Source organism: Nitrosomonas sp. JL21, from assembly GCF_009833095.1.
GTDB lineage: Bacteria > Pseudomonadota > Gammaproteobacteria > Burkholderiales > Nitrosomonadaceae > Nitrosomonas.
Genome location: NZ_QRCB01000015.1, coordinates 22,677 through 37,016, shown reverse-complemented (window position 1 = coordinate 37,016; position 14,340 = coordinate 22,677). Strand labels below are relative to the sequence as shown.

The 14,340-nt window shown below is 44.7% G+C and carries 10 protein-coding genes; 2 read left to right on the top strand and 8 right to left on the bottom strand.

Features of this window, described 5'->3' with window-relative positions:
- Positions 1-99: 99 nt before the first annotated feature.
- The 3 genes from ABF87_RS05520 to ABF87_RS05510 all read right to left on the bottom strand — a co-directional run bounded on the left by ABF87_RS05520 (position 100) and on the right by ABF87_RS05510 (position 5,728).
- Complete coding sequence (locus ABF87_RS05520) at positions 100-1,347, bottom strand: glycoside hydrolase (RefSeq protein ID WP_160828139.1); 1,248 nt, start codon at positions 1,345-1,347, stop codon at positions 100-102.
- A gap of 1,251 nt (positions 1,348-2,598) precedes the next feature.
- Entirely contained in the window at positions 2,599-4,791 is a 2,193-nt protein-coding gene (rlmKL, locus tag ABF87_RS05515) for a bifunctional 23S rRNA (guanine(2069)-N(7))-methyltransferase RlmK/23S rRNA (guanine(2445)-N(2))-methyltransferase RlmL (RefSeq protein WP_160828138.1), read from the bottom strand.
- A gap of 217 nt (positions 4,792-5,008) precedes the next feature.
- Positions 5,009-5,728 carry a hypothetical protein gene (locus ABF87_RS05510; protein ID WP_160828137.1) on the bottom strand — a complete coding sequence of 240 codons (720 nt, stop codon included), beginning with the start codon at positions 5,726-5,728 and terminating at the stop codon, positions 5,009-5,011.
- Positions 5,729-6,123: 395 nt separating this feature from the next.
- On the opposite strand from ABF87_RS05510, the gene ABF87_RS05505 reads away from it, so the two are divergent.
- Positions 6,124-6,753, top strand: coding sequence for a DUF4114 domain-containing protein (locus ABF87_RS05505; RefSeq protein WP_240143540.1), 630 nt, complete (start codon positions 6,124-6,126; stop codon positions 6,751-6,753).
- A 162-nt stretch (positions 6,754-6,915) separates the two neighbouring features.
- Here the strand turns inward: ABF87_RS05505 and mgtE are convergent, their stop codons facing one another.
- From mgtE to ABF87_RS05480, 5 genes are all read right to left on the bottom strand, one after another.
- Complete coding sequence (gene mgtE / locus ABF87_RS05500; protein WP_160828136.1) at positions 6,916-8,358, bottom strand: magnesium transporter; 1,443 nt, start codon at positions 8,356-8,358, stop codon at positions 6,916-6,918.
- A 235-nt stretch (positions 8,359-8,593) separates the two neighbouring features.
- Complete coding sequence (aroE, locus tag ABF87_RS05495) at positions 8,594-9,412, bottom strand: shikimate dehydrogenase (protein ID WP_160828135.1); 819 nt, start codon at positions 9,410-9,412, stop codon at positions 8,594-8,596.
- Positions 9,413-9,451: 39 nt separating this feature from the next.
- Positions 9,452-10,369 carry a TonB family protein gene (locus tag ABF87_RS05490; protein ID WP_240143539.1) on the bottom strand — a complete coding sequence of 306 codons (918 nt, stop codon included), beginning with the start codon at positions 10,367-10,369 and terminating at the stop codon, positions 9,452-9,454.
- A gap of 258 nt (positions 10,370-10,627) precedes the next feature.
- Positions 10,628-12,481: a ribonuclease catalytic domain-containing protein gene (locus ABF87_RS05485; RefSeq protein WP_160828134.1), complete on the bottom strand. Its 1,854-nt coding sequence runs from the start codon at positions 12,479-12,481 to the stop codon at positions 10,628-10,630.
- Positions 12,482-12,929: 448 nt separating this feature from the next.
- The gene (locus ABF87_RS05480; protein ID WP_160828133.1) at positions 12,930-13,385 is read right to left on the bottom strand and encodes a DUF721 domain-containing protein; all 456 of its coding nucleotides are present in this window, start codon (positions 13,383-13,385) and stop codon (positions 12,930-12,932) included.
- A gap of 32 nt (positions 13,386-13,417) precedes the next feature.
- On the opposite strand from ABF87_RS05480, the gene ABF87_RS05475 reads away from it, so the two are divergent.
- On the top strand, positions 13,418-14,335 hold the full coding sequence (locus ABF87_RS05475; RefSeq protein WP_160828132.1) for a peptidoglycan DD-metalloendopeptidase family protein: 918 nt from the start codon (positions 13,418-13,420) through the stop codon (positions 14,333-14,335).
- Positions 14,336-14,340 lie beyond the last annotated feature (5 nt).

The window sequence follows — 14,340 nt, the reverse complement described above, 5'->3', positions numbered from 1 at the left end:
ATTTATCGAAGCATTCGCTTTAAATGTATTCCTCAGGGAATCTATAAGACCCTTCTTCCCCAACAATTATGAGTAACTTCTCACCGGTCGAGGAATTATTCAATTAGTACATGAGGAATATGCGCTAGGACAAGCTGAGTGCAACCCACCTGATGGATTACTACGTTGAGCAATAAAATTTAATAATTCCAACACTTGCGGAAAATATTCTGGATGCCGTGTCCAAAAAATATAATTCGTTCTCAAATTATCTCTAGCATAAGATAAAAGCTCAGGCACAGTAAGCTGATAATTCCAAGAATCTGATCCAGCATTTTCATAATTAGCATACTTTACCGACACTAAAAGTGGTATTTTCTGTGAATATTTGGGGAAATAATTATAGACATCAAACGGATATCTAGGCGGGAGTATTCCTGGAATTTGCACTGAAACACTGGGAGCTCCAAGCCCCGCACCCCTTTCGCTTAAACTTTCAATAAATGTTTTCAACATTAAACGTGGGTAAGATGTGAACTGAAAAGTTAAAGTATTCGGAAAATAATTTCGCATCTGCTGCTGCACGTGGAGCAAGTTGGCGTAATAATCCTCTCGTTGTATCTGAGTTAAAGGTATATACGCTTTACTTATGGAAGTGTCTGATAATCCTATTCCTTCAAAGTAAGCATCAGAATTAAATCGTTTCCCTAATGCTGCTATGAGAGCGCTCAACCGATCACGCACTGCTGAGTTCCACAATTTGATATTCCTGCCGTTTCTGTCGGGATAACCAATCTTAAACTCGCCACCTGCATACTTCTGTGTTTTCAGGTACTTCGGTGCGATTTCCTCATCAGAATCCAATGATGTTTTGGTATCTATTAAAATCACCAAGCGTTTCTTCATCGAAGAGAGTTCAGATAACCGTTGAGCGATAGACGAAAAATCATATTCATCTTCTGCTTGCTCCAATTCTGCCCATCGATAGTTCACTTGTATTCCGCGTAACGCGGGCGTTCTTTTCAACTCTTCATATATTTGAGACAAATACCGAGATGAATTCTTTCCATAATTCAGAATTGTGTAGTAATGACCTGGATGCCATTTCACGGAGTTGGTTACTATGGGAAATGAAGATCCAAACGCATGCTTTGCTCCACCGAGAAGTGGTGATACAAAAATAATTAGAGCGAGCGCAACAAATTGCGTTGAAAATTTTCCGCTGAGATATAAGTTACGAAAAATGCGAATTTTTTGGATAAAACTTGCTGCTCGATTGGAATTATTATTTCTCAATATCTGAAGGGCTTGTGAAACAACAGTTACTACTACGTTTCTAATTTCGAATAATTTTTGAGAAATAATCAATTTTTGACTCCTTAAAATCTCATCAATTCACCACACTTTGCAGAGTGAAAGAAGAGATAACCACAAATTGCTGGATTTTCAGTTACAGAAGATTAAGCGCTATATTTGAAAACCTTATCAGGGAAATTAGAAGTTAATTTCAATGAATAGAAGGGATTATTGATGGTTATTTATAATATGCGTCAAAACCATCGCCATTGGCGTCTCCCGTATTGCGGAGCTATGATTATTTTAGGTGCATGGCAGGAGAAGAAAACGGTGTAATCTATTGGTAGAGATCTCGCCAGATCAACCAACAGTGTATCCCGTCAGCGTCAGTTGGACAAAATGATGTGATTGCGTAAGAGAGTATTATGGTTCATCGTAACTCTCAAAAAGGAACGATGGTGACAGAGAAAAACGCTCAAAACCGTAGTGTCAAGAAGACCGTACGCGACATACGCCGACGAAGCGCCATTGAGCCTGTGATCGGTCACATGAAAAACCGAACAGGCCGGGGCAGCTATGCCACACTTCTAGGCAATGAACATTATCATTCTTCAAACAGTCGGTTTAAGCCGAAATAATCTACTAATCCTGCTCTGTTCTGAATATTCCTGTATCCAAAAAAAATCATAATGACTCATTCCCAGATATGTCTTGAGCAGTTTGAGAATTCAAATAAAAATTTTTCTACCTGATTATTGCCAGATAGTGCGATTTGATCATCTCAAAGCTTTTTATATTAATCAAATCTAGACAAATATAAAATTATTGTGAATAATATGTGAACTTTTTGTGAAGTTATGATTTACTTTTTTTATATTTATCTGTCAACTTAATATTTGTATAAAGGATTTTATTATGAAAAATCATCAAATTATGATCATTTTAATTATGATTTTTGGCATGATCTTTTATAACATCATATTGGTCTTTGAGATGCCAGAGTCGATGATGGGCTGGGTAATGTCCGATATTATTCTTACGCTATATTTGAGCTATCTGATAGATACCTTCATCCGCGGTTCTAAAAAGCCAAATATGTCGTAGTTGCTGGCGGCGATAGCGTCACGTAGTGCTCAGTTTTTGTGATGAGGCATGAAATGTTGATGGTGGTGTTGGCTTAAATGAAAAAGGGCTGTTCATAAGATTGTCAATGAATATTGAGAGTCAGAGAACAATGCAACACCACCAAGGAACTGAGCATTCATCTCTCTGCAACGTACTAGATTCAGTAGTTTTTGGGTTTTTTTAACTATAATCCATTCTTCAGTGAGTAAACTTCCAGCAATAATGAATCCTGTCATTGCGTGCAAAATCCTCGGGAATCATTTTTTTGCTGATATCTTCGATGCAGTACTTGCTTAATGCTTCATGATTCATTTTGAAACGGCGAAAATTGGTTGAGAAGTACAGAATCCCTTCTGATGACAGCAGAGCCATGGTGTCGCGGATCAATGCTACATGCTCTGTTTGAATATCAAAGGCTTCATCCATTTTTTTTGAATTTGAAAAAGTCGGTGGATCAAGAAAAATTAAATCGAATTGTGCTTTTTGATGGGCATGGGCTTGATGGCTAAGCCATTCCAGACAGTTAGCGCGAACCAGCGTGTGATTCCCCCGAATGCCGTTAAGGACGAAATTTCTTTGTGCCCAAGCAAGATAGGTATTGGACATGTCGATAGTGACACTGGAAATGGCGCCACCATTTACTGCATGTATTGTAGCGCTGCCGGTGTAAGCAAATAAATTCAGGAAACGCTTGTCTTTCGCTTGTTGCTGGATCAACAGGCGAAGCGGGCGGTGATCAAGAAACAAACCGGTATCCAAGTAATCCTCAAAGTTTACCCAGAATTTGCATCCGTTTTCCTCAATAATATGGAAGTGGCGTGAATCGCCCTGTTTTTCATATTGATCCGTATTTTTTTGCTTGCGGCGTATTTTCAAATAAATGTTCTTGGTGGGGACGTCCAGTACCTGCGGTAAAACAGCCATCGCTGCGGCGAGCCGCTGATTGGCTTTAGCTGGATCAATGGTTTTGGGAGGTTCATATTCCTGGACATTTACCCAGGTCTGGTCACCGTGATAGACATCCACTGCCACTGCGTATTCTGGTAAATCTGCATCATAGAGTCGATAGCAGTGCACGTGATGTTGTTTGATCCACTTGGCCAGCCTTTTGATATTCTTCCGTAAACGATTGGCGAACATATCAGCCTGTTGATCGGATTGCTCGGCATGGGCGCGGCGCTGGATGTGCTCGATACGTTCCTGCTGGGAGTGAGTTTTCGGTTCGAAGAACGCATTTTCTTCGATGTTGAAACGCAATAGCTTGCATTCCAAGGAACCATTGAATAGCGTGATCGGCCGTTGTGAACGGATGCCCAGTTTAAAGCCCAGTTCAGGGTTGCCGATGATCATGGCTGCTTGCCAGCCCATGAAGCGTTGCTTCAGTGTTTCGCCAAATCTCCGATACAGGAGAGCGACCTGTTCTTCATCGCCCAAGCGTTCACCATAGGGTGGGTTACAGGCGATCAGGCCTTTGGACCAACTCTCAGCAGAAGATGCGCTGGCGATATCCCGTTTTTCGATGTGTATTTTTCCTGTCAACCCCGCATTTTCGATGTGTTGCAATGCTGCTGTCACGGTATGCCGATCCTGATCAAAGCCGACAATGACGGGTAATGCGCGCAAACCGATGGTCCGGCGCTGCTGAGCTTGCTCGAAAATAGTTTGCCAGAGCTTGGCATTATGCTGTTTCCATCCTAGGAATCCGAAATAATCGCGTTGCAAGCCGGGTGCAATATCGCCGGCAATGAATGCGCCTTCGATCAATAGAGTGCCTGAGCCGCACATGGGATCAAGCAGAGAACCGCCTTGCTTTGCGATATCTGGCCAACCGGCGCGCAACAAAATGGCAGCGGCGAGATTTTCTTTGATGGGGGCAACGATGTTGGTGTCGCGATAGCCCCGCCGGTGCGAACTCTCTCCGGATAAATCCAGGCTCAATTGAGCGGTGTCATCCTGAAGATGAACATTGATACGAATGCTGGGATGCTCGGTATCGACGCTTGGGCGTTCATTGTATCTGGTGCGCATTTGATCGACGATGGCGTCTTTCACTCGTTGCGCCCCGAAATGGCTGTTGTTGATCGCTGGATTGTTCTTACTGCTGAAGGATACCGCCAAGCTGTCGCTCGGATTCAAATGCTCAAACCAATTGATGCGTTGAATACCGGCATAGAGGTCCTGCTGGGATTTGACTTCAAAACTGCCGAGTAATAATAAAATGCGGCTGGCGACGCGTGACCATAAGCAGGTGGTATATGCGATTTCCAAGTCGCCCTGGAAAGACACTCCGGCCAGCTTCTGCCGCACATTTCTTCCTCCGAGCAGCTCAATTTCATTGGCAAGAATACCTTCGAGTGCTTTCGGTGTGGTGGCGAAAAATTGGTAGTGCATGTTGAGTTAGATAGATATGAAATTAATGTGTAAGCTACCGGAACAGCTTGCGATAAGGCTGATTATTTGAATTCAGATAGATGAAGGATTAAAGGCAGCGGTATCGTCTTTTTGTAGCGTGTCGTGTGGTCAAGATAAGAATTTAAGAAAGCTATTTAATTTCAGTCATTTTTTTCATTTTGACTGATGTAAGTTGAACGATTATCCGTTAGGATCGTTATGTTTTAAAGTGGAATTGCACGCTGGAAAAATGCTCTTCACAATATTTCAGAAGCGCCCAAATGAAAAAAATAAGGCCTGAAATCTCGAAACCCTCTTCGAGGGTTGTGATCAGGCTGTAACCCCAGTTTTCTTCTCCATATAACTCTACGTGACGTCCTCCAATGAGCTCCATTCCAAGGGCACCTCCAAGGTAAATTGCCGCTGCTATCAAAAATCTGCTTCTTTCGGTGAAAGAAAGGTAGAGCAAAAATTTTAAAAAGAATAAGCCCAACATGATCACAATGAAGGTGGCGGGAATAACCCAAGCAAAATAAAAAACCCCGAGATTGTCCTCGCCGATCAAGCTTTGAAACGGCCAGATCAGTTTTTCATGAATTTGAAAAGCTTCATCAAACGCAATGTATAGGAATCCCATTGACAGAGTCATCCATTTGGAAACATGAGGATGCATTTGTTTTCGATTCAATTCAGCAATAAGTGCCAAGAGTGTCGCTACGAAGAGTATCAACAGTAACGAGAAATACGTAGGAATATTGCCTTCATGATCGAAGTGAAAAAGGAGGATCAGTTTTCTCAGATAAGCATCATCTTCCCCAAACGAAAATCTCAACAATTGCCCACCCATGTTTGCGACTAACAGAAGTAGGGCGATGGCGGCGAGGATACGGACTATGGTTGCCGGGTTGAATGAGATTTGGTTGTCTACACTATTCATACATATTCAAGCTTTACATCGATTAATTGATTCATGTGTGTGAGCAAAATTAAGCATTCTGCATGATCCATCAATAATGATTGCTGATTGTTGGCTCATAAAGCACATGACACATATCTCATTGCAACGGTATTTCTGTCAAGCTCATCCGAGCGATTCTAATCAGTATATCAATGAGTAAAACTAATTTTTAGGACATATATCCTGAATCAACCGAAAGCAATCATCCTATCACAGTTAGGGAGAGTCTCCTGCTTTGTCTAGTGCGATCATCATACTGATTTAATGACACCTTTCTCTATGAATGCAAAGTGTGGGTGTGTAGCATACACCAATCTTATGTGACTGATGATTAAGTTATTTTTTTGATATCTGGACAATATATTAGGAGCAGTATGATGAGGAATTTTATACGATCGATCACGCTGATGAGCATTTTGGGACTCAGTATTTTATCGGCCTTTAGTGCCAGGGCTGCGGCAGTGACTTATTCAAATTTTGGAAGCCAGAATTCAGATTCCTATTCGTTCACAGCAACGTCGACTGGACAAATCAATGCCTATTTTCATGGCGCAACGGCTGCGTATGCGAACACACTGACGATGCTGGTCAATGGTGTAGCCACCCCGGAGACATCAGAGGGTGTTTTTCACAATCATAGTTCACAGGTCGGCGATTTCCTTAATCTTGGATTTGTCAATCAAGGTGATGTCATCACCTTTCAATTGAATGTGCTGACAACCGGAAGAACATGGTCTTCAGACCATTCATTGAATTCGGATCAGGTAAATCATGTGTTTTCCACTTCATTTGGAGGGGATGTGGAAAATAACATTCCTGCCGGCACTTATGTGGGATTCGAAGATTTAATTCGCGGTGGTGATTTTGATTACGATGATGAGGCTTTCGTATTCACCAACATCAGCGCCGTGCCAGAGCCAGAAACATATGCAATGCTATTGGCCGGTTTGTTGATGATAAGTTATCAATTGCGCCGCACGAAAATGGTTAAATTTTCGGTTTAAGTGGGGCAAAGTCGACCGGTAAATGCTGGTGAGGTATTAAACTACGAATAACTATAAGAAGATGCTTGCATTGATTCATAATGCGTTCGCCTGGAGAATGAAGTAATTATTTCTCCGGGCTTTTTTGTTTGGAGAAGTATCTCCTGATTGAATTGCGCTGATTCACAATAAAAACAACGTAGCCAGACCCAAAAAAATAAAAAAACCGCCGCTATCTGTGACCGCAGTGATCATCACACTTGATCCCAGCGCCGGATCGCGATTCATTTTACGCAACGTGAGTGGAATCAATACGCCCAATAACGCAGCCAGCAGCAAATTAAGTATCATTGCCAGAGTCATTACTAAGCCGAGTTCGGCGTTCTGGTAGATGGCAAAGGTGAACAGTCCGACGACGGCCCCCCATAATAAGCCGTTGACGATGCTGACGCCGACTTCCTTGATGATCAATTTCCAAGCGCTGCTGGTATTGATTTGATCCAGAGCTAATGCGCGAACGATCATCGTGAGGGTTTGGTTACCCGAATTACCTCCGATGCCGGCAATGATCGGCATCAAGGCAGCCAATGCCACGAGTTGTTCAATAGAATCTTCAAAAAAGCCAATTACGCGGGAAGCAATGAAGGCGGTCACCAAATTGATCGCCAACCACATCCAGCGATTCTTGACGCTTTTCAGCACCGGCGCGAACAGATCCTCTTCTTCGCTCAGGCCAGCTAAATTCAATGCTTCATTCTCCGCTTTGGCACGAATGAAATCGATGACGGTATCGACGCTGACGCGACCCAGTAATTTGTCGTTTTCGCCCACCACCGATGCAGAAACCAAATCGTAGCGTTCAAAAGCATTGGCTGCCTGATGCGCGACATCATCCGGATGGAGCTTGATCATTTCTTTGGTCATTACGTCGGCCACTAGCGTATCCGGATCACTCACCAATAATTTGTTGATCAACAACACGCCCTTTAGAAGCTCATTTCTGTCCACGACGAATAATTGATCGGTATGATCGGGCATTTCTTCCAAGCGGCGCAAATAACGTAATACCACTTCCAATCGGACATCTTCGCGGATCGTGATGACATCAAAATCCATCAATGCGCCGACGGAATCTTCCGGATATGACATGGCGGCGCGAAGCTGTTCGCGTTCCGTGATCGGTAATGACCGGAAAACATCATCCATGACTTCCTGCGGCAAGTCGGGCGCAAGATCTGCAATCTCATCGGTATCGAGAAATTCGGTCGCGGCCACCAGTTCTTGGCTACCCATGTCGGTGATCAAGGTAGCACGAACGGCGTCGGACGTTTCTAGCAGTACCTCGCCATCTTGTTCGGCTTTGACCATGCTCCAGATCAATAGCCGGTCATCCAATGGCAGAGCTTCGAGTATATGAGCGATATCCGCGGGATGGAGTTGTTCCAGAAAATATTGAAGTTCAGATAAATTGCGGGCTTGCACCGAAGACTCGGTTAGCGGCTGATCGCTGGCATCCTGTAAATTGACGAGACCTTCGACGAGTTTATATTTCCGCAACAGATACGTCGCCTGCTCCAGCGGCATCGGGGCATTTTCAGTGTCATTATTGGTATTGTCTTCAATCATCTTGTTTTAACGATGGCAAGTGGATTAATGTTGACGTTTCAGACGCCGCAATATGCCGATTGATGACCCCGAGATCGACGCCCCGGTAATATACCAGGATCCTGCAACGGCGGGATAAATGCGCAGTGAATTAACGTGATTTAATGTATCTTGTTGCCGAAAGTGGTGGCAGTGACATGAATCAACGTTCGAGCAAGAATACTTGATGAGTTTGGTTACGGTCGGTTGGTGGGGTTTAATTGGAGGATTTCAGCATGGCAATGACCGGTTGCGTCTCAGGCCGGATGCCCCGCCACACGAAGAAAGATTCAGCCGCTTGCTCGACCAACATGCCAAGGCCGTCAGCCAACCGCGGCGCACCATGTTGCTGAGCGTATCTCAGAAAACGGGTGAGTTCAGAGCCGTACATCATATCGTAGACAAGCATCGTGCGTTCAAACAGACCGGGAAACAATTCCGGCAGCGCATCGTTCAAACTTGCCGAAGTGGCATTGATGATGATGTCGAACTGCCGATCGCGAAGCATCCCATAATCACTGGCCATAAGATCGCCATGCGGACTGAATTGCTGTTTCAGAGCGCGTGCTTTTTCAGGGGTTCGGTTCGTAATGGTGAGTAGCAAAGGTTGTTGCAGCAGGATGGGTAAGATTACGCCGCGTGCAGCTCCTCCCGCCCCCATCAACAGAATACGCTTGTTAATGAGAGGTACTCCGAGATTGCATTCGATGTCGCGAACCAAGCCGGCACCATCCGTGTTATCCCCCAGTATTTCTTCTTGCTCGAATTTGAGGGTGTTGACAGCCTGAGCGTTGGCGGCGCGGTCGGTCAGGCGCGTGGCGAGTTGATGAGCCTCCAGTTTGAAAGGCACTGTAACGTTCAAGCCTTTGCCGCCGTGTTCTTGAAAATGGCGCGTTATGGCTTGGAAACCGTCGAGCGGGGACAGAAGCGCATCATATTGCATCGCTTGATGGGTCTGGCGTGCAAACGCGGCATGGATGAGCGGTGATTTGCTGTGCGAAATAGGATTGCCGATCACGGCATATCGATCAGTCATCGGTTTAGAATCAGGAGGTGGCGGAATGAGTAGAGAGGGTTATTGGCTCAATAGCATGTCGGAAGGTGCAAATATCCAAGTGCGGGTAATATGCAGAATATCGGTGTCTTGACGGATATCCGGTGGAAATGGTGCAAAACCATTCTGACCGGCTAGCTTTACAATATTAATGGCTGCCTGGTCGAGAATCTTTTCGCCCGATGAACGGTTGATCTCAATGGATTCGAGACCACCATCGGCGCGAATGCTGACCGTGAGCTGCAAATTTCCATAGAGTTTGCCCTTTCTGGCGGCTTCGGGATAATTCAAATTGCCGATGCGCTCCACTTTCATGCGCCAGTCTTCAACGTAACGTGCAAAACGGTATTCCTTGGTACGTGCACCGACAAATTTTCTTTTAGGGCGTTTCTGATAAGTATCATGATCCTGATCGATCTGGGCTCTCAACCGGGCAATATCCAAACTGCGCAGTAACAGATCGCTGGTTTCAGTGTTGGGTTCTTTATTTTCAGTTTCTTGTTGCTGTGTGCTGGGTTGCTCGATGGGCTTGGCATCCTTGACAGCCGTCATGAGTTTTTTGGCTTCTTGCTCTAATTGCTTGACTTTCTGTTCCGTGACCGCCTCTTTCGACAGCGGCTTACTTTTGGGTAATACCGGAAAGGGAGTTTTGGCGCGGCGGTTATCATTGGTATTTCCACCCCCATCCAGATTATCGGGTGCAAGCAAGTCAGTTTTGGTGGGTTTAGTGGGAGTTTTGTTGTTGACCAATACGACTTCGAGCGAGGTGGCGATTTTATCGAGCTTGGGCTGTGGGAACTGAAACGTTACTCCCCATAGGACGATCACATGAATCAATAACGAGATCGACATCGCCATGGTTAGGCGATTGGTTTGAGCAAATTGATAACTACGGGCCAGTAGCGAAGAAGTATCGTGTATAGGAATAGTCACAGCCAAAAATCAAACCTTAAAAATTAAGTTGTACCTGGAAGTGCAAAGTCCGTATTGTAGGCAACAACTATTTTCTTGTCATATGATTGTCAATAATAGGGATCAGGCCGCGTTATAAAATTCTGGAAAACTACCATACTCAGTCAGGCTACATTGAAATCAGGCTCAACCTGCCCATTGATCATTCATGAATTGCTCATGCACATCCGCTTTCGCTTCCCCGTTTGTTGCTGGCAGCTTTTTTCAAGGTTTTCCAGAATTGCCTCAGGGTTCATTTTTTTGCAGAAATTCTGCATGCAAGTGCCGGTCCAAAAGATCGATTTCGGATATTTTCAATTTAACATAGCTGCCTGGTGCCAGATCGGGTAATGATGGCACGCGTGTCGTCAGCGGGATGCGATCCAGTTTCACCATATTTTCTTTGATGACCTGAGCATTCGTGATCTGAATGTTTTCTTGGAGCAACCAGCGCAAGCACCAGTACCGCTCCATCGCTCGTTGAAATTCACCATAAATATTATATGCTGCGTCAAAATCGCGCATGGCGACCAAGAGGCTGTGACTATCCTTTTGGTAAGGAGGCGCTTCCTTTGTCAATAACGCGATGATTTGCCGCTGATTGATGAGATCGACGTAACGCCTCATTGGTGAACTGCTCCAGGTGTACTGTGAAACACCCAATCCCTGGTGAGGAGCGGGTGAAGTGCTCATCTTGACCTTACCGTTCGACTGGCTGCGAAAAATCCCGGTAATGCTTGCTTCCGTGAGTTGTTTGCCCCATTCGGTGTTCACATAAATCATGAGTTCCGACACCACTTTATCAATGGGTGATCCGCGACGGCGTTCGCTAATCGTTACACGATCGTCCTTAATCTCAAAATTATAGTCAATCTTGTCATTGTTATCATTGGTCTTGCCGCGCTGAGCTTCCATTTTGCAGGCAAATTTCCATAATAGACTCAATTCGTTGCTGTAAGTGTGCTCGAAGTCGCCTTTGTTTAATGTGAGGTCGTTGAAATGCTGTTCAAGCAAATTATTGCGCAAATTGGTAGCGACTCTGATTTTTTCGATGCGGCTTTCGCATTTGATCACGGTGAAATCATCGGCTACGTCAAGATAAAGGGACAGGGCCGGTTGTAATCGGTTTTCGGTCAAGGTGAAGTGGTTGATGATGCTGTCAGGCAGCATGGTTATTTTGTTGCCTGGCAGATAGACAGTGGAAAGGCGCGCCGCGGCTATTTTGTCCAGCGCCGATTCCGGTTCAATGCCCAATGCTGGGGCGGCAATATGAATCCCAATACGAAAACTTCCCAGTGATAACGGGGTAACGGAAAAAGCATCATCGATTTCAGTGGTGGAAGCATCATCGATGCTGAAGGCGATCACGTCTGAAGTGGGTAGATCAGGTAAATTTGCAAAGGTGGGTGACGATTCCAAGCCTTTGAACCCGGTGCCCTCAGGAAAATGCTCCCATATGAATTGATTGAAATGAAAATCGTGCGTAGAAGGGATGGCACCACATTTCTCCATCAGTTTGACGACAGTGAGCTTTTTTTCTGAACAGACGGTTTCAAGCGCTTTCCATTCAATAGAATTCTTCTCGGGCTTATAAAGCAAATGGCCGATCAGTGGTTTAAATTCTTCGGGCAAAAGGAATTCATTCAATTGTGCGATATAGCGGGATTGTTGCTCTGCCTGTAAGCGTTTCTTTTCCTGTCCAGCCAGCGCGGCCTTGAGCGCATCAGGAGGCGCTGCCTTATATCGGCCCAGACCTTTTTTGTAAAAATAAATCGGCGCGTTTTGCAGCAACAGTAGAATGGCGGCGGCTTCGATTGCAGTCGGTTTATGGCCGAAATAATCGGCAGCGAGTTCATCGCTGGCAAATTCAGTATTCTGCGCGCAGCATTCCCATAAGAAATTTGGATCCAGCTCATCGATCACTTTTTGCACCTGGCCCATGAACTCAGCCAGGGGGGGGGTATCAAACCGAAATAGCACTGATGACGTCTTGATTTTTGACCGCTTGCCGTGCACTGCTTCTATCTGCAGGGAGGTAGTGTTGTCGGTTAGGATGCTGCCCACCTTGAAAGATCCAGCTTCTTCATAAAAAACATTCATAGGATGGTTTTTATAGATAGGGTTGGATAGTTAATCCGAAGTTGCTGTATAGAGAGAGCATGAGTCATGATTTGAAAATGTAAGGTTTAAGATACTATTCAGAAACGATGTGTTTTGTACCTATCAACCTGATCAACAATTTTGCATTATATACGAGACGTCTGGTGAAGATAAAAAACGAGTAGACAATCGAGACTATCAATAGTGCCAGAAATTCTGAAGTGATCAATACGATTCATTGAAATTAAAAAGATTCTGATACATTAGTAATATGACAATGACGGAGAAGAAGGGCTTTATCGGATTGTCAATCATGGGGAGCGCGGGTGCGTCGCTGCCGGTTGATTAAGTATTTCGCTGTCTCGTGGCGAACAAGAACCCAGCGCTCGATGTTATCCCGACCAAAGTTTGATGATGAGCCTCGCGTTTTTAAGCTCAAGGAACTGTTTCAATCCTGGTGCTTTTTTAGAAAAGAGGTAATGGAATCTTTGAATTCGGAATTGGGTAATGTGGCTGCTAACTGACGCAGACACTCTTTACCGGTTTGACTTAATTTCACCTTGGTCGGTTTTTCCTGCGGCAGTCGTTTTGCGCTTTGGTTCATCTGATATGCTTGCACCAAAAATTGAATTGCAGTAACTTCCCAACCTAATTCCTGCAGCTTGAGCAACAACGATGGAGAAATCTGCTTGAGCTTATGTGCTATAGCTCCATTTTCGGCCATTACCGTCAATTTACCCTGCGTGATTCGTCCCACCGTGCAGTGCGGCGCTAAATGGGCTGGAACTAACTGGGAAAATAATAATTGATTCGAATGTAATTGGTGAGCCAGAGAGAACACATTTTCATATTCAGGCGTTTTCTCAAGACGTTTTAGATAAGAATTCACTTTATAAGAGGTCATGGGTATTACAAAATTATCCAGGAATACTAACTATGAATATTATTTTTATTTCAAATAAATCAGAACGTGCACGAAAAATCTCTTTAACTGGAAAGCACATTACCTTATTCATAGGTGTTTTTCTACTCATCGTTCTGATGTTCGCGTTGAGCTTGAATTTTGTTTCGCTACGCTATGCGGACCGGATCCAGGATCCCTTTCTACGAGCCTTGCTGGTGAATCCTCAGGAAGAAAGGCACCAAAAGATCCAAACCCATCTGCAAGACAATCTAAATATCATGGCCAGTAAATTGGGCCAGATGCAGGCGCACCTGTTACGTTTGGATGCCCTGGGTGAGCGTCTGGCGGAATCTACCGGCATCGAATCCCGCGATCTTCTCTTTAATGAATTACCGGGACAGGGAGGGGCGCATAGTGCCTTTTCTTCCGAAGCACTGACTTTTGCTGAGTTCAGTCATAAATTGCATGAATTATCCGACGTATTGGAGGAGAGAATGGACAAGCTCAGTGCCCTCGATTCACTATTGCGCCACGATCGGTTGAGCAAATATGTTTTGCCGTCGGAAATGCCTATCGAGACGGATTGGTATTCTTCCGGTTATGGTTATCGGCTCGATCCTTTTACCGGGAAGCGCGCATTCCATGAAGGCGTCGATTTTTCCGCGGAAATCGGGACACCGATTAAAGCATCTGCCGGTGGTATCGTGGTCTTTTCGGATCGCCATCCTGAATATGGTAATATGATCGAGATCGATCATGGGGATGAGTTGATAAGTCGTTATGCACACGCCTCAAAGCGTTTGGTGGAGCTTGGGCAGGTGGTACTGCAGGGACAGAAAATAGCTGAAGTAGGTAATACCGGACGCTCTACCGGACCGCATCTGCATTTTGAAATCAGGCACAAAGATAAGTCATTGAATCCATCCAGATTCTTGAAAAAGACACATTAAATCCA